17 protein-coding genes are annotated in these 22,116 nt (G+C 74.0%); 10 read left to right on the top strand and 7 right to left on the bottom strand.

Features of this window, described 5'->3' with window-relative positions; translation table 11 throughout:
* Positions 1–91 precede the first annotated feature (91 nt).
* Positions 92–1,423, top strand: coding sequence for an adenosylmethionine--8-amino-7-oxononanoate transaminase (gene bioA, locus I6A60_RS30645; protein WP_203018586.1), 1,332 nt, complete (start codon positions 92–94; stop codon positions 1,421–1,423).
* A gap of 770 nt (positions 1,424–2,193) precedes the next feature.
* Entirely contained in the window at positions 2,194–3,876 is a 1,683-nt protein-coding gene (locus I6A60_RS30640; RefSeq protein WP_307873944.1) for a GGDEF domain-containing protein, read from the top strand.
* Between the two features lie 57 nt (positions 3,877–3,933).
* Here the strand turns inward: I6A60_RS30640 and I6A60_RS30635 are convergent, their stop codons facing one another.
* Together I6A60_RS30635 and I6A60_RS30630 are read right to left on the bottom strand one after the other, a co-directional pair.
* Positions 3,934–4,767: a bifunctional 5,10-methylenetetrahydrofolate dehydrogenase/5,10-methenyltetrahydrofolate cyclohydrolase gene (locus I6A60_RS30635; RefSeq protein WP_203018558.1), complete on the bottom strand. Its 834-nt coding sequence runs from the start codon at positions 4,765–4,767 to the stop codon at positions 3,934–3,936.
* 134 nt (positions 4,768–4,901) lie between these two features.
* Positions 4,902–5,279 carry an MmcQ/YjbR family DNA-binding protein gene (locus I6A60_RS30630; protein WP_238436593.1) on the bottom strand — a complete coding sequence of 126 codons (378 nt, stop codon included), beginning with the start codon at positions 5,277–5,279 and terminating at the stop codon, positions 4,902–4,904.
* A 143-nt stretch (positions 5,280–5,422) separates the two neighbouring features.
* On the opposite strand from I6A60_RS30630, the gene I6A60_RS30625 reads away from it, so the two are divergent.
* The gene (locus I6A60_RS30625; protein ID WP_203018559.1) at positions 5,423–6,199 is read left to right on the top strand and encodes a DUF4232 domain-containing protein; all 777 of its coding nucleotides are present in this window, start codon (positions 5,423–5,425) and stop codon (positions 6,197–6,199) included.
* A gap of 69 nt (positions 6,200–6,268) precedes the next feature.
* A complete protein-coding gene (locus I6A60_RS30620) occupies positions 6,269–6,946 on the top strand; it encodes a uracil-DNA glycosylase (protein ID WP_203018561.1) in 678 nt (225 codons plus the stop codon).
* Between the two features lie 45 nt (positions 6,947–6,991).
* Here I6A60_RS30620 and I6A60_RS30615 read toward each other — a convergent pair whose 3' ends face one another.
* Positions 6,992–7,825: a helix-turn-helix transcriptional regulator gene (locus I6A60_RS30615; protein ID WP_203055759.1), complete on the bottom strand. Its 834-nt coding sequence runs from the start codon at positions 7,823–7,825 to the stop codon at positions 6,992–6,994.
* A 163-nt stretch (positions 7,826–7,988) separates the two neighbouring features.
* Here I6A60_RS30615 and I6A60_RS30610 point away from each other — a divergent pair, with 163 nt between their 5' ends.
* The 4 genes from I6A60_RS30610 to I6A60_RS30595 all read left to right on the top strand — a co-directional run bounded on the left by I6A60_RS30610 (position 7,989) and on the right by I6A60_RS30595 (position 14,160).
* Positions 7,989–9,518: an MFS transporter gene (locus I6A60_RS30610; protein ID WP_238436598.1), complete on the top strand. Its 1,530-nt coding sequence runs from the start codon at positions 7,989–7,991 to the stop codon at positions 9,516–9,518.
* A 263-nt stretch (positions 9,519–9,781) separates the two neighbouring features.
* On the top strand, positions 9,782–10,981 hold the full coding sequence (locus I6A60_RS30605) for a hypothetical protein (RefSeq protein WP_203018567.1): 1,200 nt from the start codon (positions 9,782–9,784) through the stop codon (positions 10,979–10,981).
* Positions 10,978–12,618, top strand: coding sequence for a hypothetical protein (locus I6A60_RS30600; RefSeq protein WP_203018569.1), 1,641 nt, complete (start codon positions 10,978–10,980; stop codon positions 12,616–12,618). The genes I6A60_RS30605 and I6A60_RS30600 overlap by 4 nt, the downstream gene beginning before the upstream one ends.
* 153 nt (positions 12,619–12,771) lie before the next feature.
* Entirely contained in the window at positions 12,772–14,160 is a 1,389-nt protein-coding gene (locus I6A60_RS30595) for an AAA domain-containing protein (RefSeq protein WP_307873942.1), read from the top strand.
* Positions 14,161–14,273: 113 nt separating this feature from the next.
* Here I6A60_RS30595 and I6A60_RS30590 read toward each other — a convergent pair whose 3' ends face one another.
* The gene (locus I6A60_RS30590; RefSeq protein ID WP_203018573.1) at positions 14,274–14,552 is read right to left on the bottom strand and encodes a hypothetical protein; all 279 of its coding nucleotides are present in this window, start codon (positions 14,550–14,552) and stop codon (positions 14,274–14,276) included.
* Between the two features lie 696 nt (positions 14,553–15,248).
* On the opposite strand from I6A60_RS30590, the gene I6A60_RS30585 reads away from it, so the two are divergent.
* Complete coding sequence (locus I6A60_RS30585) at positions 15,249–16,946, top strand: NYN domain-containing protein (protein ID WP_203042686.1); 1,698 nt, start codon at positions 15,249–15,251, stop codon at positions 16,944–16,946.
* A 34-nt stretch (positions 16,947–16,980) separates the two neighbouring features.
* Here I6A60_RS30585 and I6A60_RS30580 read toward each other — a convergent pair whose 3' ends face one another.
* From I6A60_RS30580 to I6A60_RS30570, 3 genes are all read right to left on the bottom strand, one after another.
* Positions 16,981–17,820: an aspartate/glutamate racemase family protein gene (locus I6A60_RS30580; RefSeq protein ID WP_238436590.1), complete on the bottom strand. Its 840-nt coding sequence runs from the start codon at positions 17,818–17,820 to the stop codon at positions 16,981–16,983.
* A 12-nt stretch (positions 17,821–17,832) separates the two neighbouring features.
* On the bottom strand, positions 17,833–19,458 hold the full coding sequence (locus tag I6A60_RS30575) for an NCS1 family nucleobase:cation symporter-1 (protein ID WP_203018577.1): 1,626 nt from the start codon (positions 19,456–19,458) through the stop codon (positions 17,833–17,835).
* Positions 19,459–19,742: 284 nt separating this feature from the next.
* Positions 19,743–20,456, bottom strand: a complete 714-nt coding sequence (locus I6A60_RS30570) for a GntR family transcriptional regulator (RefSeq protein ID WP_203018579.1) — start codon at positions 20,454–20,456, stop codon at positions 19,743–19,745.
* 483 nt (positions 20,457–20,939) lie between these two features.
* Here I6A60_RS30570 and I6A60_RS30565 point away from each other — a divergent pair.
* Positions 20,940–22,116: serine/threonine-protein kinase (locus I6A60_RS30565; RefSeq protein ID WP_203055758.1), on the top strand; the 1,177-nt coding region annotated here is incomplete at its 3' end.

The raw sequence follows: 22,116 nt of genomic DNA, 5'->3' as shown, positions 1-22,116 counted from the left end.
TGGAAGAGTGGGGTGAGTGGAAGAGTGGGGTGAGTGGAAGAGTGGGGTGAGTGGAAGAGTGGGGCGGGTGGAGCTGCTGAACACCCCGACGGTGAGCGACCCGGACCGCGGTGGTCCTGACCCGCGCGGCAGCGCCGCGGCGCGGCTGGTGGCACGGGACCGGGCGGTCGTCTGGCACCCGTACGCGGCCGCCGGAGCCGCCGCGGGCGGCCCGCTGTTCGCGGTCGCGTCGGCGTCCGGGGTGCGTCTCCAGCTGACCGACGGGCGCGAGCTGATCGACGGGATGTCGTCGTGGTGGGCCGCGATCCACGGCTACCGCCACCCGGTGCTCGACGCCGCGGCGCACGCGCAGCTCGACGCGATGGCGCACGTCATGTTCGGCGGACTCACCCACGAGCCGGCGGTCCGGCTGGCCGAGACGCTGGTCGCGATCACCCCGCCGGGGCTGGCGAAGGTGTTCCTGTGCGACTCGGGGTCGGTCTCCGTCGAGGTCGCGATCAAGATGGCGCTGCAGTACTGGCTCGGCCGGGGCCGGCCCCGGCGCACCCGCCTGCTGACCGTGCGGCGCGGCTACCACGGCGACACCTCCGGCGCGATGGCCGTCTGCGACCCGGACGGCGGGATGCACCACCTGTTCACCGGGCTGCTCTCGCGCCACCTGTTCGCGCCGGCGCCGCCGTGCGGTTTCGACGAGCCGTGCACCGACGCGCACGTGGCGCCGTTCGCCGCGCTGCTGGCCGCCCACGCCGACGAGGTGGCCGCCGTCATCCTCGAGCCGGTGCTGCAGGGCACCGGCGCGATGCGCGGCTACCACCCGGGCTTCCTGACCCGGGTCCGCGAGCTGTGCGACGAGCACGGCGTCCTCCTGATCGCCGACGAGATCGCCACCGGGTTCGGCCGGACCGGCGAGCTGTTCGGCTGCGACCACGCGGGTATCAGCCCGGACATCATGTGCGTCGGCAAGGCCCTGACCGGCGGCTACCTGACCATGGCGGCGACGCTGTGCACCGACGAGGTCGCCGACGGGGTCTGCGCCTCGGAGGCGGGGGCGTTCATGCACGGTCCGACGTTCATGGCCAACCCGCTGGCGGCCGCGGTCGCCACCGCGAACCTCGACCTGCTGCTCGGCTCGCCGTGGCGCGAGAACGTCCGGCGGATCGAGGCCGAGCTCGCCGCCGGTCTCGCCCCGGCCGCCGAGCTGCCCGGCGTCGCCGAGGTGCGCACGCTGGGCGCCGTCGGTGTCATCGAGACCCGCGAACCGGTCGACATGACCGTCATCCAGCCCCGGCTCGTCGAGCTGGGCGTCTGGGTCCGCCCGTTCGGCCGGCTCGTCTACACGATGCCGCCCTACATCACCGACACCGCGGACATCGCCACGCTCACCGCCGCGATGGTCGAGGCCGTCGCGACGGCCTCGCGCTGAGCACCCGGCCCGGCGCCGCTCGCCCGGCAGCCCACAAGATAGTCAACGCTGTTGACGGCGGCCCCCGCGGCGCGCCGTAATCTTGGTGCGGTGGTTGGGTGCCGGGCGGGCGCCGTGGATGGGCTGTGATCTGCTGGTGAAGACCACTGTGTTCCTAGGGTCACCGCGGCGCGGGGTGGGGCGCCGTTGGAGGCTGGTAGGGGAGCGACTTGTTCGCGCAGGTCAGCGCTCAAATTTGGTGTTCAGATGGTCGCTGTGCGTAAACCGATTCCAGTCGGTCGCTACCTAAGGCAACAGATTCCAGGCGTCCGCGAAGTGGTTGCCGATACCGGCCCGGACTTCGTACTCTTTGTTCTCAGCAGAGCACAGGGAGTAGCACTACCCCCAGGGGGGCGATGAACCGGCGATATCCCGCCCTGGACCTGGACGAGGAAGGCCGATGCCCCGTGGCCACAGCGACCGACGGTCCCACCTCCTGCGACGGCAGTGAGGCTCTCGGCCCGGCCCGCCCCGGCGCACCGCGCGGACCCGGCGCGAACGGTGACGCGCGCGACGGCGGCGGCGAGTGCGTCGGCCCGCGTCCTTCCAGCGGGCCTGGCGACAGCCCCGAGGCGGCTCCGCCGACTGGACCCGGCCGTGGACCCGCGACGGCGTCCAACGCGGCCGCGCGGTCCTGGTGGCGACCGGCCCAGCTCCGCCTCCCGGATCCCAGGGCGATGGCCAGACGGCGGGTCTTACCCTCGCGGCCCGCCGCGGCCAGCGGGGGCGTCGTGCCCCTCGCGACGGACGTCGGCTGGGTCGTCGACACACCGGCCGTCGGGCTGCCGGCGATCCCGGCCGGCCCCGAGGCCACCAGATCCGATCCCGCCCGGCCCGAGTCCTCCCGGCCCGGGGCTGCCTGGCAGCACCCGCGAACGGACCGCCCGCCGGCCAGCGCCATCGTCGGCGCGTCGGCCCGACGCCTGCCCGCCCGGCCAGCGCCCGCGCCGGCCGTCCTGCCCGCCGAGCCCGGGATCGCCCGCCCCGCGACAGCGTTCGGCATCGGCCCGCAAGTGCCGTCCTCGCGGGCCGGGCGGCCCGCTTGGCGCCTGGCCGGCCTGGGCATTCTGTGGCTCGCCCTGGCGGTGCGCGGGTTCGCCGGCCTGACGGTCCGGCCCACCGACGCGGCGACCTTCGCGACGCTGCTCGCCTTCGCGGCCCTCGCGTTGCTGACCGCTCGCCCGGCCGGCGCGGCAGGTGGCCGCGACCGCGGCCTGGTCGTCGTCTGGACGCTGCCGGTCGCGTTGCTGCTGCCCCCGTCCTACGCACTGGTCGCTCATCTGCCGCTGTGCCTGCTGCGGACGGGCGGATGGGCCCGCTGGGGCCAGCCCCCGGCGGCGCCCGGGGCGAACGTGACCGGCGGCCCGGGGGAGCCGCGCCCGAGCCTGGGCAGCCGCCCGGCGCGCCTGCCGTCGAGACCGCGGGTCCAGGACGCGCTCGCTCTCGGCGTGGCCGGCGCGGCGGCGAGCTGGCTGCACGGCCTTGTCGTCCCGGCACACGGCTCGTACACGGCGCACGACCTGACCGGCTCGCCGGTGCGGCTGGCCGGGCTCGCGGCCGCCGCCGGCGGGTTCGCGCTGGTCCGCGGGCTGCTGCTGCCCGGCGCGACCCACCGGTTCTGGTCGCGCGGTGAGCGCCCGCGGGCCGCGCCGCCTGTGGCCGTCCCGGTGGCTGGCGTGGTGCTGCTGAGCCTGACCGAGCTGTGCGCCGCGGTCGCGGTGGCGGCGCTGTGGGTGGCGAACCCGCTGCTCATGCTCGCCGCCGCGCCGCCGGCGCTGCTGCTGGCGCGCAGCCTGCCACCCGACGAGCTGCTCGCCGCCGCCCGCACCGACCCGAAGACCGGCCTCGCGAACGTCACCTGGTGGCGGGAGGTCGCCGACGCCGAGCTCATCCGCGCGCGCCGCGCCGGCCGCCCGCTTTCGGTGCTGCTCGTCGACATCGACCACTTCAAGCAGGTCAACGACCGGCATGGCCACCTGTTCGGCGACACCGTCCTGGTGGCGGTCGCCGAGGCGCTGCGGGCGGCGACGCGGCCGTGGGACCTGGTCGGCCGGTTCGGCGGCGAGGAGTTCGTCGTCCTGCTCGCCGAGGTCGACCTGGTGACGGCCGCGGAGATCGCCGAGCGGATTCGCCGGCAGGTGGCGGCGACCCGTTGCCCGCTGGATCCCACCGCGCTCGACGGCGACGCGGTCAGCGTCACGGTCTCGGTCGGCGCGGCGGTCTGCGAGCACTCCGCCGGCCTCGCCGGGGCGCTCGAGGCCGCCGACGCGGCCCTCTACCGAGCGAAGGCCGCCGGCCGCAACCGGATCCGCCTCGCGGACCCGGTCGTGCCGGTCGTGCGGGCAGAGCCCGACGGCTCCGCGGGCGAGTCCGGCCCCGCGCCGCTTCCCATCCAGGCGGCCCAGCCCGACTGACCGGCTCCTACCCGCCACCGCCCGCCGTCGGGCTCTCACGTGACGTCCGGGACCTCCTCAGCGGGCGCGGTGGGCGGCCTGGACGGTGTTGCGCAGCAGCAGCATGGTCGTGACCGGCCCGACGCCACCGGGCACCGGGGTGAGGGCGCCGGCGACGGCGGCGATCGCGTCCGCGTCGACGTCACCGACCAGGCCCTCGTCGGTGACGTTCGTGCCGACGTCGATGACGGTCGCCCCGGGCCGCACGAACCCGGCGCCGACCAGCCTCGGGCGGCCGACGGCCGCGATGACGATGTCGGCCTCGTGCGCCACCGTCGCGAGGTCCCTGGTGCGCGAGTGGCAGACCGTCACGGTGGCGTCCTCGGCCAGCAGCAGCAGTGCCGCCGGCTTCCCGACCACCGGGCTGCGGCCGATCACGCAGGCCCGCGCCCCGGCCATCGGGACGTCGCCACGGCGCAGGATCTCGACCACGGCGGCGGCGGTCGCCGGGGCGAACGCCGGCAGGCCCAGGGCCAGCCGGCCGAGGCTGATCGGGTTCATCCCGTCGACGTCCTTCCTCGGCGGAATGCGGGCGCCGACCTCGTCGGCGGTCATCCCGGCGGGAAGGGGCGTCTGGGCCAGAATCCCGTGGACGGCGGGGTCGGCGGCCAGCCGGCCGAGGGTCTCCGTCAGCTCGTCGGGCTTGCCGGAGAGCTGGTGGCGCAGGCAGGCCACCCCGACGCGCCCGGCGGTCTGCTCGATGACCCGCGCGAAGGACAGCGCCGCCCGGTCGTCGCCCGGCAGCACCACGGCCAGCGTCGGCGTGACACCCGCGTCGACGAGCAACGCCACCTCGTCGACGACATGCCGGCCGATCTCGGCGGCCATCGCTCGTCCGTCCAGAAGCCTCATGGTTGCATCCGTTCCCTGGTTGTCCGCGCGTCCTCGCCGCCTGAGAACCCTCCCGGGCAGAATCCGTTCGCCGGCACGGTAACAATCAGGCCGCTGAACTTCCGGGACAAAGGCCGGATGCCACGGCTTCCCTGTCAGCCGACCTGGTCCGGCCGTGCCACCTGCTCGGCGAGCCGGGGCGGGGCCTGCAGGCAGAAGGAATCGGTCAGCAGCTCCGCGAGCTCGTCCCAGTCGGTGTCGTCGGCCAGTACCAGGCCGACGACGTTCTCCCCCCACGACGCCCTGAAGTACGGCGCGCCCAGCCGCTCGAACGCCATCAGCTCGGACGGCTCGGCGCGGAACGTGATCCTGAACAGCTGGTCCTCACCGCCGAACACGTGCGCGACCGTCGCCCCGCCGACCCGCCAGCGCACCCCCGCCCAGGCCTCCTCCTCCTGGCAGTCGGGAAAGCTGCCCAGCAGCGAGCCAAGTCGCCTGATGATCTCGGCCGGCACGGGCGGACGCTCTGGCATGGCCCGAAATCTGCCACACGGCACCGACATTCCGCGACGTCTCAGCGTCTTGCGGCCGATTAGGTGTCCTGGGGTCGATTGACCGAAGCGAACACGGCGTCCGATAGCGCAGCATCATGGACATCTCGTCGGATGGAGCTGCGATGGACACCGGTAGCGAAGGTCACCAGTTCGTCGGCCGCGCGGCCGCGGCGCGGACGGTCATCGCCCGTGGTCGGCCACCGGCCCGACGCCGGGCGGACGGCGGCGCTGCCAGCCGAAGGGCCGTGGCCGGACCGGTGCTGGGCGTACTGATCGCCGTGACGATCGCCGCCTGCTCCGGGTCGGGCGGCGCCTCGGGCTCGACCGGCGCCTCGACGGCGCCGCCGGCCACGACGGCGAGCGCCGGGTCCGGCACCGGCGCGCCGACGGGCGGCTCCGGCGCCACGAGCCCGGTCACGGCGCCCGCCACGCCCGCCGTCCCGACCTGCCCGTCGTCCTCGCTGGCGGCGAAGTTCCAGAACTCCGACGGCGCGGCCGGAACGGTGTACGAGGAGATGGCGCTGACGAACACCGGCAAGAAGCGCTGCGCCGTCGAGGGCTATCCCGGCGTCTCGCTGCTGGACGCCGCGGGCCACCAGCTCGGCGCTCCCGCCGACCGGGTGCCGCCCGGCCAGTCGACCGGCCTCGCCGGCCAGAGCGGCGGACGGATCGCGCTCGCGCCGGGTGGCCTGCTCGTCTTCACCGTGCTGATGACCCAGCCGGGGGTGCTGCCGGGCTGCCTGACCCCCGACAGCATGGCGAAGGCGTTCACGATGCGGATCTACCCGCCGGACAACACCGTCGCCCTGCTGGTGGCCATCAACGGCGCCGAGGGCACGCTGGCCTGCGCGGACCCGGCCGTCCACGAGCTCAGGGTCACCACCGTCGGCGCGGTCTGAGCCGTCGTGCCGGCGCGAAGGTGACCCGTTCGGTCGGGCGGCGCGCCACGGCCGGTAGGTTGATCTCTCGTGTCAGGACAACCGTTGCGGGAGCTGGTCGAGCCGGGCTGGGCCGACGCGCTGGAGCCGGTCGCCGAGCGGGTCGCGGCCATGGGTGACTTCCTGCGCGCCGAGATCGCGGCCGGGCGTACCTACCTGCCGGCCGGGCCGAACGTGCTGCGGGCCTTCCAGCAGCCGTTCGACGAGGTGCGCGTGCTGATCGTCGGGCAGGACCCGTACCCGACGCCGGGCATGGCCATCGGCTTCAGCTTCGCGGTCGCCCCCGACGTCCGGCGCCTCCCGGGCAGCCTCGTCAACATCTTCCAGGAGCTGCGCGCCGACGTCGGGGTGCCGGAGCCGTCGAACGGTGACCTGTCGGCGTGGACCGGCCAGGGCGTGCTCCTGCTGAACAGGGCGCTGACGACGGCACCCCGCCAGCCCGGCTCGCACCGGGGCAAGGGCTGGGAGGAGATCACCGAGCAGGCGATCCGGGCGCTGGCCGGGCGCGGCAAGCCGCTGGTGGCGATCCTGTGGGGCGCGGACGCGCGCGGCCTGCGCCCGTTCCTGGCGGACATCCCGGCGATCGAGTCGGCCCACCCGTCGCCCCGCTCGGCGGACCGTGGCTTCTTCGGCTCCCGACCGTTCAGCCGGGCGAACGACCTGCTGCTGAGCCAGGGCGCCCAGCCCGTCGACTGGCGCCTGCCCTAGCGGCCGGAGCTGCCGGGCCAGGCCGGGCCAGGTCGGACGTCGGGCTCAGCCGGCGGCGAGCAGGGCGAGAGCGTCGGCGCTCGGGGTGCCGGGCTCGGCGTGGTAGAGCACCATCCGGTGGCTGGTGTCGGGCAGCGTCATGCCCTCGTACGCGAGGTCGAGCCGGCCGACGAGCGGGTGCTGGAACTTCTTCACGCCGTAGCCGCAGTCCATGACCGGATGCTTGGCCCACAGCGCGGCGAAGATGTCGCTGCGCTGGACGAGCTCGCCGACCAGGCAGCTGAGCTGATGGTCGTCCGGGTGCAGCCCGGAGGACAGACGCAGAAAGCCGACCAGGCTGCGGGCGACCTGGTCCGGCTCGGCGTACAGGTCACGCCCGCCCGGCTCCAGGAAGAACATCCGGGCGAAGTTCGGCCGGTTGCGCACGTCGTCGGGCTGCTCGAACGGCTGGCCGGCGCCGACCCGCCGGTGGCCCAGCTCGTTCCAGGCCAGGACGTCGTTGCGGTGGCACACGATCAGCGCCGGCCCCGGCGCCGAACGGATCAGCCCGACGGCTGACGGCCGGGGCCGCTCGACGCGTGCCCGGCGCGGCGGCCGGGGAGTGGGGTGGGCCAGCCGCCGCAGGTGCGCGTGCTCCGCGTCCGTCAGCGCGAGGGCCCTGGCCAGCGCGTCGATGACGCCGTCGGAGGCGTTGTGCTGGTCGGACTGCTCGAGGCGGGTGTAGTACGTCGGGCTGACCCCGGCGAGGTGGGCGAGCTCCTCGCGGCGCAGCCCGGGGACCCGGCGGGCGCCGTAGGACACCAGGCCCACGTCCTCGGGGCTGACCGCCGCCCTGCGGGTGCGCAGAAACTCGCCGAGTTCGGTCGCCATGCCCTTCATCGTGCCTCCCGCGTGGCCCCGCTGGGTATCCCTGCCAGTGGTAGGCACGCCGAGGGGTGGCGGCGCAGGGGTGTCGCTGGCGATCGGGAACCGGCGCAGCCTCGACACCGTGACCACTTTGACGACCACCGAGGCCGCCGGCTCGCCGGCCGCCTCGACGCGCATGACCCGCGGCCAGGTCCTGGTCCTGGTGCTGCTGCTGGCCTCGCAGTTCACCCTCTGCGTCGACTTCTCCGTGCTGAACGTCGCGCTGCCCACGGTCGGCGCGAAGCTGGGGTTCTCCGACGCGAACGTGCAGTGGATCGCGACGGCGTTCGCCCTGTGCGCCGCGGGATTCACCCTCCTGTTCGGCCGGATCGGCGACTACCTGGGCAAGCTGCGGGTCTTCGGGGTCGGCATGACGGCACTCGGCCTGGCCTCGCTGCTCGGCGGCCTGGCCACGAGCCCCGCGCTCCTGCTGACGGCCCGGGTCGCGCAGGGGCTCGCGACGGCGGCGGTGACGCCGGCGGCACTGTCGCTGCTGACCACGACCTTCCCGGACGGCCCGCTGCGCCAGCGCGCGCTCGGGCTCAACAGCGTGATGATGTCGACCGGGTTCACCAGCGGCGCGGTGCTCGGCGGGGTCCTCACCGACCTGATGAGCTGGCGCTGGGCGTTCCTGGTCAACGTGCCGATCGCCGCGGCCGTCGTCGCGGTCGCGCCGTTCGTCCTGACCGACCCGTCGACCCGCGACCGGACCAGGCTCGACCTGCCCGGCGCCGCGCTCGTCACGTCCGGCCTGCTCGCGCTCGTCTACGGCGCGACCCGGCTGGGCGCGCAGGGCGTCCGGGACCGGTGGGCGATCGGGTGCCTCGTCGCGGCGGCCGCGCTGCTCGTCGGGTTCTGGCGGGCCGAGCGACGCCACCCCCGCCCGCTCGTGCCGGTCACGATCCTGACCCGCCGCACCGTCGGCTGGGGCAACGCCGCCGGGCTCGTCACCTTCTCGATGGAACCCGCGCTGGTGTTCCTGCTGACCATGTACCTGCAGCACGTCCTGCACCTGAACCCGCTGCGGACCGGGCTGATGCTGGCGACGATGGGGGCAGGCGCGATCATCGGCGGCTGGGCCGGGCCCCGGGTGATCGCGGCGGTCGGGGTCCGGTGGGCGACCGCCGGCGGTCTGACCGTGCAGGCCGTACTGACCGCCCTGCTGGTCTTCGTCGGGCCGACGCTCGGCTCGCTGTGGCTGGTCGGCGCCACCACCTTCGTCGGCGCGGTCGGGCACGTGTGCGCGATCGTCGGCTTCATGGTCTCGGCGACGACCGGGCTGCCCGACCGGGAGCAGGGGCTCGCCACCGGCCTCGCGACGATGACCCAGCAGGTCGCCATCGCCGTCGGGGTTCCGGTGATGAGCGCCGTGGCCATCGGGCTGGGTGGGCTGGACTCGTTGCCCGCACTGCGGTGGGCCATGGTTGTCGACGCCGGCGTCGTCCTGGTCGGAGCGGTGCTGGTCGGGCAGGGGCTGCGGGTCGCGGCCCGTCCGGGTTCCGACGCGAACGCCGTCGTGCCCGAGCCGCGGTCGGCCCGAGGTCTCGAGCCGCTGTCCGCCGGCGGCTCCGAGGCGCTGGCCGCCGGAATCCCCGGGCCGCTGTCCGCCGGAGGTTCCGAGCCGCTGGCCGCCGGAGATCCGGAGTGGACGGCCGTGTCTCGCTGAGAAGAGCGGATGGCGGTCGTCCTGCCGCTCGTCCCCACTGCTCGTCGCCTCGGGTCATCGCCACTGCTCGTCGCCACTTGCCGTCGCTTCTCTTCGTCGCCGCTGGTCGGGGCCACTGTCGGGCCTCGGCCGGCGGCGACCGGTGGTGGCCGGCGGTGGATCGGCGGGGCGCCCGCGTGGTGTCGGCCTCTGTCCGTCAGGATCGGTCCTGAAAGGATCGGTGCTGACGGGGTAGCGGGGCGTTGGCGCACGAAGGGCGGGTTGTGCGGCACGAAGGCAAGACGGAAGCGCGGTTGGAGCGGATCCGAGGCGCGGTGATCCCGCGGCGGCACAACGCCCGGACGATCGCCGCGCTGACCAGCAATCCCGGGTGCGGCCGGCGGGCGGTGCTGGACGCCGCGGGGGTCGACAAGGACGGGCTCGCGGGGCGCGTCGGCTACCCGGCCGGGTTCGGGCAGTCCCCGTTCGCGATCGTGCGCGGCAACGTCTTCGAGAAGCAGGTCAAGGCCGACGGCTGCACCGAGCTTCTCCGGCTGCTGCGTGACCAGCTTGGCCTTGACCTCGGCCCGGCCTCCTACCGGGATCTCGGTGCGTCGGGCGAGCTCGCGGCCGGCGCTCCGGGGGAAGCAGGTCTGGACGCGCGGCACGCCGCCTCGGTCGAGGCCCTGACCGAGGCCGCCAGGGACGCCGCGGCTGATCCCTCCGCCGGCGGTGCCGTGTTCGACCATCCGCTGCTGCGGCTCGACGTCGCCGGGCAGGAGGTGTCGCTGGAGCCGGATCTGGTCGCGGTCCAGCCCGGCGGGGTCTGTCACATCGTCGAGATCAAGTCCTTTCCGGTTATCGACGGGCAGGCGGACGGGGAGAAGGTCGCCGCGGCGGCGATCCAGGCCGCGGTCTATGTGCTCGCGCTGCGCCGGCTGCTCGGCCGGGCCGAGGCGGTCGCCCACGAGGTGGTGCTCGTCTGTCCGAAGGACTTCTCCAACACGCCGGTCGCGACGAAGGTCGACGTCCGTAGGCAGCTGCTGATCCTGGAGCATCAGCTGGCGCGGCTGACCCGGATCGACTCGCTGCTGGACGCGCTCCCCGACGACCTGCGCCTCGATCTCGCCGTCGACGGCGCCGGGGCGCCGGTGCTCGACGCCGCTGCACTGACCACCGCGCTGGGGCAGCTCGCGGCCCGTTACGCGCCGGGCTGTCTTTCGACCTGTGAGCTGGCCTTCTTCTGCCGGCACGAGGCGACGGGGCGTACGGCCACCCTCGGGATCGGCGTCCGCGAGGAGCTGGGCGGGGTCGAGACTGTCGCCGACGCGCTCGGCCTCGCGCACGGCACCCGCGCGCCGGACGACGACCAGGCCGAGGCCGCGGCGATGCTGCGCACCACGGCCCGGGTCTACGCCGAGGTGCTCGCCAGCCTGCCGGCGCCGTCGCGGCCCGGCCCGGCGCCGTTGGAGGGCGGGCCGTGAGCGCCATCGGCGCGTACGCGCGGGCGCGGGCCGCGGCGGTCGGCGTCGCGCAGCCCGTCGCCTCGGTGCGCCATCTGCACCTGTCCGAGTCGCCGCTGGTCCTGGTGCCGTTGACGATGGCCGGCGAGGCGAACGCGCCGTTGGCCGCGATGGTCGGCACGGCCGTGGACCGGCCGGTGCTGCTGGTCGTTCCGCAGCCACGGGACCGGTCCCGTCGGTTCCGTTTCGCCGACGAGCTCGCTGCCGTGCTGCTGGCCGAGGTGACACGGTGCGCGGGCGCCGGCTCCGAGCCGGTCAAACCGCCGAAGGCCACGCGGACGCCACCGGCCGCGGTGACCGAACAGGGTGCCGCGGCCACCGGCGCCCCGGACGACGGTGGCCAGGCCGCTGCCGCTGCCGCGGCCGGCGAGCTCGCCGAGGCGACGAGGTTCCTGGACGCGCCCCAGCTGCTCGTCCCGAACCGGGCCGGGGCCGACTTCGTCCGGCTGTTCGGCCGCTCGACACGGTTCCGCTCGACGGTGGGGGAGTACGCCGTCCCGGCCGGCGTGCCGCTGCTGGGCCGCTGGCTGACGTTCCTCGCCCAGCGCGCCGAGCATCCCGGGTCGTCCGCGCTGGTGGCGATGACCGAGGCGCTGGGCAAGCACTGGGCCACCGGGCAGAGCGCGCTGGAGGACGCCAACCTGGCAGCGCTGATGGCCTGGATCGACCCGCCGCCCGGACGCTCGGGTGCCGAGGCGGCCCGGCTGGCGGAGGACCCGGCCCGCTGGCCGCCGGCCGGGCCGACGACGGACCCGGGCTTCGACACCCGGGTGCTCGCGCCCGCGATCCGCGCCTACGACGAGGCCGTCGCCCAGTCCGCCGCGACGACCGGCGGCGGAATTGAGGACCCCCAGGTCGTCGTGGCCGAGAACGCGGTCGCCGAGGTACTGCGCGGTCAGCTCGAACCGACCTGGCGCCTGATGTGGCGGGCGGTCGACCTGCTGCGCGCACTGCCGCCCGGCGCATCCGTGGCACGCCGCTGGGAGCAGGACCGGGCCAGGTTCAGCTCCTACTTCGCCTACCTGGCCGCCGAGGACGGCGGGCTGCCGCAGGCACGGCGCGACGGAGCCGTCACCGCCGCCCGGCGCCTCGCCGTGCTGGAGCGTGAGCTCGCCGGCTACGAGGCCGACCAGGCCTTCGACGACCCGCTGGTGCTGGCGAACCAGCGGGTGAGCGGCGAGGCGTTCGTCGGCCAGGTCGTCGGCGTCGAACGCGACCGCCGGGTCGCGAACAGCCGCGGCACCCTCGTCACCCGGCCGCTGGTCGAGGTACTGACCGTCGACCCGGTCCGCCTCGCGCCGCACGCGAAGGTCGAGTCGCCGGCGCGGCGTGGTCAGCTCGGTGAGATCGTCGGTGTTCGCCCGGCCGCGGACGGGCTGCTGGTGACGCTGGAGCTCAGTGGCGGGATGGGGCGGTCCAAGGTTCCGCCGCCAGGCTCGGTCCCGGTCGAGGGCGAGGCCCTCAGCTACACCAGCCTCCTGTCGGACGGCATGTTCTCCGCCGGGCTGCCGGCGCCGGAGGACACCCCGTGGACCCACGGTGGTCCGCCGAGCCCCTATGAGCCCACCGAGGACGACGTCCGGGAACGCTGGGAGTGATCCGGGTGCCGGACCCGGGATCCGCTCCGTCGGCGCTCTGTCCCGGCCAGGCGCGGGCGGGGGCCCGGCCGGCCCGGGAGCGGGCGGGGTGGCGGGCGATGGCACGGTCCTGGCTAGGAAGGAGCTGCGGCGCAGGTGGTTCATGGTGAGCGGGTGACGGCGCCGAAGGCCGGCGGGGACGACGACCCGAAGGCGGCGGCCGACCGCGTGACCGAGGAGATCCTGGCCGACTTCCGGTCGGGCCGGCACCGCGGCGTCGTGGTCGACTCCCCGCCAGGGGCGGGGAAGTCGACGCTGGTCGTGCGAGCGGCGACCGAGTTCGCCCTGGCCGACGAGCCACTGATGATCGTCGCGCAGACGAACGAGCAGGTCGACGACCTGGTCGAGAAGCTTGCGCGCACGCTGCTCGACCAGGCGCCGGACCTGCGGGTCGGCCGGCTCGGCCGCGCCGGCTACGTACCACCGCCCCGGATCGACGGACTGCCGAACGTCACGGTCGGCACCGACATGAAGTCGCTGGGCGAACCGCGGGTCACCGTCGCGACCGCCGCCAAATGGGCCTATGTGAAGGACGCCGCCTGGCGGTTCGCGATCGTCGACGAGGCCTACCAGATGCGTTCGGACGCCCTGCTGGCGATCGCCACCCGCTTCGAACGGGCGCTGTTCGTCGGCGACCCCGGCCAGCTCGACCCGTTCTCGACCGTCGAGAGCGATCGCTGGCGCGGGCTGACCTGGGACCCGATGCAGAGCGCCGTCGCCGTGCTGCTGCGCAGCAACCCGGACCTGCCCGTGCACCGCCTTCCGGTGTCGTGGCGGCTTCCGCGCAGCGCCGAGCGAGTGGTGGCCGACGCGTTCTACCCGTTCACCGGGTTCCGGACCGGCAACGGCCCCGGCGACCGCCGCCTCACCTTCACCGGCGCCGCCACCCAGCCGACCGGGCCGCGCCCGGCCGGCGGACCGGCGGCCGGCGTCGTCGACGACGTGCTGGACGTGGCCGCGCGGACCGGGTGGGGGCTGCTGGAACTGCCCGCCCGCGGCACCGTGCGCACCGACGCCGAGGCCGTGCGCGCGGTCGCCGAGGTCGCCCGTCGGCTGCTCGCCCGCGGCCCCGTCGCGACCTCCCGTGACGGCGCGGGCGGCGAGCATCCGGTCACGGCGGGCCGCGTCGCGATCGGCGCGGCCCACCGCGACCAGGCCGCCGCGATCCGGGCCGCGCTCGGCGCCGACCTCGCCGAGGCTGTCGTCGTCGACACCGCCAACCGGCTGCAGGGCCGCGAGTACGACGTGACCGTCGTGCTGCATCCGCTGTCCGGCCGCCGGGACGCGACCGCGTTCCACCTGGAGGCCGGCCGGCTGTGCGTGCTGGCCTCCAGGCACCGGCAGGCCTGCGTCGTCGTCGCCCGCGCGGGCATCCGTGACCTGCTCGACGCCCATCCGTCCAGCGGGTCCGTCCACCTGGACGAGCCGGTCCGCTTCCCGGACGGCTGGGCCGCCAACCAGACCGTCCTCGCCCATCTGGAACGCCACGCCGTCCAGGCGTGACGCCGCCGGCAACCAGGCTCGCCTGCGAGGCCGATCCGGCCAGGCGGGCAGGCGCGGGCGCTGACGGAGAACCTGGGGGAGCCGTGCGGGCCGTGCCCGCGCGTGGTCTCCCGTCAGCCGGCGCATGCGAGGACACCTGGCGTCCCGGCCGGCCGGGCTGGTCCCGGTGACGTCCGCGGCACCGGCCAGGCCAGCAGCACCACCGCGGTGGCGGCGACGCCGGTCCCGGGTGCCGCCGTCCTGGGCGACGTGGCCGCGGGCGCCGCGGTGCAGGTGCGGTAGGAGAGGGTGCCGGAGTCGGTACACGCGGCCCAGATCGTCGCGCCGGCGCCGACCGCGGCGACGAGCCACAGCAATCCGACGCCACGGCGGTCAGTACGGCCGTTGGACATCTCGCCTCCTTGGAGAACGTCGTCGATTTCTGATCGCGCGACAAGCAGGACCACCTGGGCACGCGATGTCGCCGGTGGCCTCGCCGTTTCCCAGGCTCTGCGCGCGGGAGCAGGCGGACACGAATGATGTGGTTCCGGCGGAGCAGTTTCAGAAACAGGAACAGGTTGATTCGGGGGTTGAACAACGCGTCCCGGAACGGAGGCGTCCGACGCGGTCAGTCGGGCCTGCGGGCGGGCGGCAGAAGTGGCTTCACCAGCTCGCCTGGGAGTGCGTCCACCGGTCGAATCTGGCGCCGCGGCGAACCATAGCCCGCGTGGCCGAACCGGACAACCGGGGGTGTAAAAGGCGGGCCACCAGGCGAGAAGTCATCGGCTGATCCGAGGCGATCGGACCGCGCCCGCGGCCATCGCCGATGGCGTGCCTGCCGGGGTGCCCGGCCGGGTGGCTGACGACGGCAGCAGCGCTTTCAGGATGGAAGTGAAGCTGAGCGTGCGGCTGCGCCGGGGACCGCAGGAGCACGACTATGCGACACCGTGTTAGCCAGGTCACACAGAGCGGACACGGCATGGATCAAGAGGCCGGTCGCGGCGTGTACGTAACCACAGGGGGACGGAGCGTGCCGACCGGACCGTTAGACCCGAGGCCAGGGGCCGTAGTGCTTGGTCCGGGACGTTAGATCCGGCACGATAGCCGCCATGAGCGCGTCGGGCGGGGGTCAGCCGAGCGCATTACGGGTCCGTAGTGCGCTCTTCGTCGACTTCGAGAACATCCACATGGGGCTGCAACGGCTCGACGCCGCCGCCGCGAACCGGTTCGCGGTCAACCCTCAATGCTGGCTCAGCTGGCTGGAGACGCTTGCCTATCCGGCGCTGGGTGCCACCGACTTCCGCCGGGACCTGCTCATCCGGTATTGCTACCTCAATCCGGTGAGCTCGGCGCGATATCGTGCCTATTTCACCCGCGCGGGCTTCCACGTGGTCGACTGCCCGCCGCTGACCGCCGCCGGCAAGAACTCGGCCGACATTCACATCGTCATTGACGTCCTCGACATCCTCGGCCACCCGACCCGGTTCGACGAGGTCATCCTCCTCTCGGCCGACGCTGACTACACGCCGGTGATGCTGCGGCTACGGGCCCACGACCGTCGAACGGTCATCATCACGAGCGGTCCATCGGCGCGGGCGTTTCGCGCGGCCTGTGACCACGTCGTCGGCGAGGACGCCTTCATCGACGACGCATTGACGCTCGAACCGCGCGTCACCCACCAGCCCGGAAACGGCGCCCACCCCGGAGTCACGCCGGCCCTCGGCCACGCCGCCGGATCCGCCACCGCGGATCTCCCCCTCGACGGGACGGATACCGTCCGCGCGTCGGCGTCGGCGTCGGCGTCGGCGTCGGCGTCGGCGGCCTACGGCGAGCTGTCCCCCGACGGCGTCGCCAGCCGGGGTCGCCTCACGGAGCTGCCGGCGCGGTCCTTATCCGACGACCCGGCCGCGAACGACGCCTTACCACCGCGACGCGCGCCCGCCGGGATCCCGACCTCACCCGAGCCCCCGGCCTCGACCACCCCTGGAACCACGGCTGCCCCTGGGAACGCCGCCCCTGGGAACTCGGTGGCCTCCGCGACCGGACCGGGCACCGCGGTCGCTCCGCCGTTCCCCGCGCCGCCGAGCACGCAGGACAGTCGTCTGCGCCAGTCCATCGCGGAGCAGGTCCGCGAGCTGATCACCATCTCGGAACGGCCGATCACCCTCGCGTCGGCGGCCCAGCTCGTCCGGGCCCACCTCGGCCCGGAGGTCACCGAGGGCTGGGCCGGCACCGGCTCGTTCAAGAAGCTGCTCGCGCTCGTAGACCTCCCCGGGATCGCGATCTCGGCCGCCCCCGAGTACCTGTACGACCCGGCCCGGCACACCCTGCCGGCCGGCAGCCAGCCCGGCGGCGCCGGCCAGGGCGATCCGGCCGCCCCGCATGCCGAGCTGATCGCGCGGATCTCCCAGGTCACCGACATTCCCCGGCTGAGCTCGCACGAGTTCGGAGCCCTGTTCGAGGAGCTCGCCGCCGAGGTCGCCGTCCACGGCTTCAACCGGACCGGCACCTCGCGCGCGGTCCGCGACCGTTGCCTCGAACGCGGCGAGCACATCGGCCGCGGCGCCGTGAACTTCGTCCTCAACGGCCTGCTCTACGCCGGCCGGCCGCCACAGCCCGGTGACGACGCCCATGCGCTGGCCAGCTCGTTCGCCGACAACGCCGTCCTGCTCTGCCAGAACGCCCGGATGGAGCTGTCGGGCGACGAGGTGAGCCACCTGCACGCCTGGATCACCGGAAGCCCGGCCCTCGTCGTCGAGGTCGCGGTAGCCGCGGCACCTGGCCTGGTCAGCCGAGCCGGCGCGTAACGGCCGCAGCAGTGTGGCCGCGGCCCGGCAGTGGTCAGTGGCCTTCCGTCAGGCCGAACGGCCTGAGGATGCCCGTGTAGGGCTTGGGTGGGGGCGGGGCGTACTCACCCCGGGCGCTGGTCGACAGCCCGAGCCTGACCAGACCCTCGACGAGCACGGTCGCGGCGGCGACGCCGTCGATGACCGGGACACCCAGCTCAGCGGTCAGCCAGGCGCAGAGCTCGGCCATGCCGGCGCAGCCGAGGACGATCACCTCCGCCTCGTCCCGCTCCACCGACGCGCCGCACTCGGCGAGGATCCTGGACCTCGCTAGCGGGTCGGTGTCCAGTTCGAGGACCGGCACCTCGCAGGCGCGAACGCTGCGGCACAGCGCCCGGACCCCGTACCGGTCGGCGAGATCCCAGGCCCGCCCGCGGGTCCGGCCCAGGGTCGTGACCACGCTGAACGACCGGCCGAGCAGGCTCGCCGTGTGCATCGCCGCCTCGGCGATCCCGACGACGGGGCCCCGGGCCAGCTCCCGCGCCGCGTCGAGCCCGGGATCCCCGAAACACGCGATGACGTAGCCGGCGCTGCCCGCCGCCTCGGCGCGGGCGATCTCGGCGAGCACGCCGGGGACGGCGAGCGCCTCGTCGTAGTGGCTCTCAATCGACGCGGGACCCATCCGCGGGTTGACGGCCTCGATCCGGGTGTCCGGCCCGGCGACCAGCCGGGCTGACGCACCGACCAGCGTGGTCATCGCGGCCGACGAGTTCGGGTTGATGAGCGTAAGGAGCGGCCCGGCCCGCCTGGGCAGGCCGGGTGCCGGCTCCGGCGTGGCCGCCGCGGCCCCCTGGGTCAGGGTGGGCCGCGGCGTGCTCGCGGTCGCGGGTGTCATCGCCGGGCTCGGCTACACCTCCGGCGAGACCGGCGCGCCCTCGGGCGCCGGCTGCGCCGGGATGGTCGCGAGCGCCGGGTCGGGGTCGCCGGTCACAGGCCGCAGCGAGGTCGCGGTGATCGCGGAACGACTGCCGAGCAGGTAGTACGTGACGAGGCCGACACCCATGCCGATGAACCAGCTGTACTGGGCCACCGTGCCCATCCAGTGCACCGCCGAGGTCGGTACCACCACTGGTATGACGGCCAGAACGGCTCCGACGGCGGTGGCGATGACCGCCGGCGGGTTCACGCCCTTGCGGTACCAGTAGGTCGCGCTCGGCTCCATGGTGAACAGGTCGTCCACGACCACGACCCGCTTGCGGATCAGGTAGAAGTCGGCGATGAGGACGCCGAACAGCGGCCCGATGAAGGCGCCCAGCGTCTCCAGCGTGTAGTGGATGACGTCGGGGTTGTTGTACAGGTTCCACGGGGTGATGAGAAAGGACCCGACGGCCGCGATCATGCCGCCGGCGCGCCAGCTGATCCGCTGTGGGCTGACGTTCGAGAAGTCGAACGCGGGTGAGATGAAGTTCGCCACGATGTTGATGCCCATGGTGGCGATCGTGAACGTCAGGGCGCCGAGGATGATGGCCGTCGTCGAGTCGATCCGGGCGACGGTCTGCACCGGGTCAGTGATCAGCTCGCCGTACACCGGAATGGTCAGCGACGCGGTGAACACCACGAGGAGCGAGAACAGCAGGAAGTTCACCGGCAGGCCGAGGAAGTTTCCGGTCCGCACCGCCCTGAAACTCTTCCCATAGCGGGCGAAGTCGCCGAAGTTGAGCATCGGACCGGAGAAGTAGGAGACCACCAGCGCTGTCGCGCCGAGCATCATCGAGATGGTCGACCCGTGGTGCTTTCCGCCGAGGTTCAGGCTGAGCGCGCCCCACCCGGCCTTGTAGAGCAGGTAGCCGGTGAGCGCGAACATGACGACGTAGACGGCCGGACCGCAGAAGTCGATGAACCGGCGGATCGTCTCCATGCCCGTCCAGAAGACGGCGGCCTGCAGCAACCACAGCACGGTGTAGGTCGCCCAGCCGAGCGTCGGCAGACCGAGGAAGCCGTGCTGGTGGACGTCGGCGTACGGCGCGAGGCCCGACCAGAGCTTGACCAGCACGACATCCAGCGCGGATGAGGCCAGGAAGGTCTGGATGCCGTACCAGGCGACCGCGATCAGGCCCCGGATGATCGCGGGAACATTCGCCCCGAGGACGCCGAAGGGCGCCCGGCAGATGACCGGGTAGGGGACCGCGGCCTGCTGGCTGGGCCGGGCCACCAGGTTGCAGAAGAAGTTGACGATCACGATCCCGACGACCAGGGTGACCAGCACCTGCCAGCCCGCGAGGCCAAGCGCGAAGAGGCTGCCCGCAGTGACGTAGCCGCCGACGCTGTGCACGTCGGACATCCAGAACGCGAAGATGTTGTAGGAGGTCCAGGACTGCCGGCGCAGCGGCGCCAGGTCCTCGTTCGCCAGCCTCGGGTCGTAGCCGGGCTTGACGAGGCCCGAGCCGATCGGCTGGCCGGCGGCCTCGACGAGGTCCTCGTTGGCTGTGGCCAGGCCCGGCGCCGTGCCGGGCATGGCGGTGAACTCTGTCATTGTCACTCCTGCGGGGTCGCGTCGACTGGCCACCCGTCTGGTGAATTCTCCCGGCCAGGGCCTGTTTCTTCGCGCGCAAAAGAAGACCCGCCGTGCGCGCGGACACCCGGAAAAGGAGAAGGACGGGGGTGGGGGCTGAATACGCGGGTGTGGACAGTAGTTCGGAAGCCGGCCGGCCCTTCCTTCAGGAGGCTAGGCGCGCGCTGTTTCGCTGGAGTGACCGGACGGATATATCTGCTCTGGACGGTTGCGGTGCCCACCCGTCCGGCGCGGGAGAAGTGTCCTCAGACGGGAAATCGGCCGGGCTCCGCCGGCAGCGCGGCGATGAACGTCTGCAGCCGGGAATGGTGCACCCGCGACGCGGCGAGGAGTTCCTCGCAGTCCCGGGCAATGAACGCGCGCAGCATCCGCTCGTGGTCGGTGACCAGTGCCTCGACGGCGTCCCGGGAGGCGTAGTCCATCGGCCGGGCGGGTTCCGTCACGTTCCAGGCCGACTCGTACATGTGCCCCAGCCTGGCCATCCCCGAGGCGTTCACCAGCGCCAGATGGAATCGCCGGCTCTCCCGGTGGTGGCCGCGCGAGTCGCCCGCCGTCACGGCGTTCGCCATCGCCTCGTGCGCGGCCAGCGCGCGGGCGTCGTCCGACACCGTCGCGCGCCGGACGGCCGCGGCCAGCGCGGCGGCCTCCAGCACCTCCCGGACCAGATAGAACTCGCGCATCTCGGCGGGGGTCAGCGTCGCGACCGTGTAGCCGCCCCGGGCCCGGTGGGTGACGAGGCCCTCCCCGACGAGGCTCATCAGCGCCTCGCGGACCGGTATCCGGCTGACCTGGTAGTGCGCGGCGATCTCGTCGACCGGAACCGCCGAGCCGGGCGCGGCCGCGCCATCGAGGATGACCCGCTTCACGTCCCGCAGAATCGCCTCGCGCAGGGAGCCGGCGTCCTGGGTGTTGGTGGTCAGCGACGCGATCCAGCTCGTGTTCGGCCGCGGGCTCCGCATCTCGTCCGCCCTTCCGCTCAGGCTTTCCCGCTCGCTTCTCGCCTGCCGGATACGCCTCGGGGGCCGGCGGGCGCCGTCGTCGCCGGGCGTCCGCCGCCGGAGATACGGCCCGGGTGGGCCGCGACGATAGTCGTCGTCTGTTTCCGACAGTCGCCACGGCGATATCGCCTGTTTGACATCACGGCCGGCGCCCGCCGCCGCGGCGGTAACGTGCCGGGGCCTACGCCGCCGCGGCTGGCTGACAGCGCTATGGGCGCCCGTTCTGGGCGGGGCGGCCGCCCTTTCCGGATGCGAGCGGGGATTCACGCTGGGCCGGCGAAGTGCTGGCCGCGCGCGGGCCAGGTGGGCGCGCCGACGGTAGTCTGGCGGCGGAACGGGGCATAGCGGGTCCGAACGCGGCGGAGCGGTGACGCGCCGGGGCGAGACGGGGACAGCGGCGGGCCTTGACAGCGGCGGGCCTAGACAGCATCGGAGAGCGGTCGCGTGCAGGACATCGCGTTGCCGGTGCGGCTCGGGCCCACGACGTTGACCGCGCGGATCGGTGCCGGCGGAATGGGCATCGTCTACTACGGGCTGCTCGGGCCCACCCCGGTCGCGGTCAAGGTGATCCGCGCCGAGCTCGCCGACTCGGCCGAGTTCCGGGCTCGGTTCCGGCGCGAGATCGAGCTGATGCGCCGGGTCCGCGGGGTGTGCACCGCCCGCGTCTACGCCGCCGACCCCGACTGGTACCCGCCCTACCTGGCGACCGAGTTCCTGGCCGGCCCGACCCTGGCCGACTGGACCCTGCGCAACGGACCGATCGTCGGCCCGTCCCTGCGCACCCTGGCCCTCGGCCTGGCGGAGGCGCTGCTGGCCGTGCACCGCGCCGGCGTCGTGCACCGTGACCTCAAGCCGGGCAACGTCCTGCTCACGCAGGCAGGCCCGAAGGTCGTCGACTTCGGGATCGCGGACGCGACCGACGTCACCGTGCTCACCAGGGTCGGCACCCCGGTCGGCACCCCGGGCTACATGAGTCCCGAGCAGCTCAACGGCCTGGAGGTCGTCGGTCCGCCGGCGGACGTCTTCGCCTGGGGCTGCACGGTCGCCTACGCGGCGACGGCGCGTACCCCGTTCGGCGCGGGCCCCACGGACGCGGTGCTGTTCCGGGTCCGGCACGACCCGCCCAATCTGGCCGGCATTCCCGAGGACCTCGCCGGCCTGGTCGGCGAGACGTTGCGTAAGGACGCGGCGGCCCGGCCCGACGCCGCCGAGCTGGTACGCCGCCTGCTGCGCCTCGTCCTGGGCCCCCGGTGGGCCGCGGAGGCCGCCGGCGTCGGGGGTGCCGGCCCGGGTGCCGACGCCGGTCCCGGCGTGGCCCACGGCGCGGACGGCGGGCCCGTCGGGGCGGCCGGGACCTCGGATGCCGGCGTTGGCGGGCCTGACCGCCGCGGGCCGGACAGTGAGCGGTCGGACGGCGAGCTGGCCCGCGGCGTCGCCTATGCGCTCGACCGGCACTGGCCGATCCGGGCCTACCTCCCACCGCCGCCGACGGCCGCGCCACCGGCGCCCGGCGCGCCGGGCGCTCCTTCCCTCCCCGCCGGACCCGTCCCCGGGCCCCCGGCGCCCCCCCATGCGCCCGCGGCGCTGCCGTCGGCAACGGCCCGCGCCGGCGCCCGGGCCC

Source organism: Frankia sp. AgB1.9 (genome assembly GCF_016786355.1).
Classification (GTDB): Bacteria; Actinomycetota; Actinomycetes; order Frankiales; family Frankiaceae; genus Pseudofrankia.
Note: the sequence above shows the minus strand (reverse complement) of the source record. Positions and strands in the feature narration are given on the sequence as shown.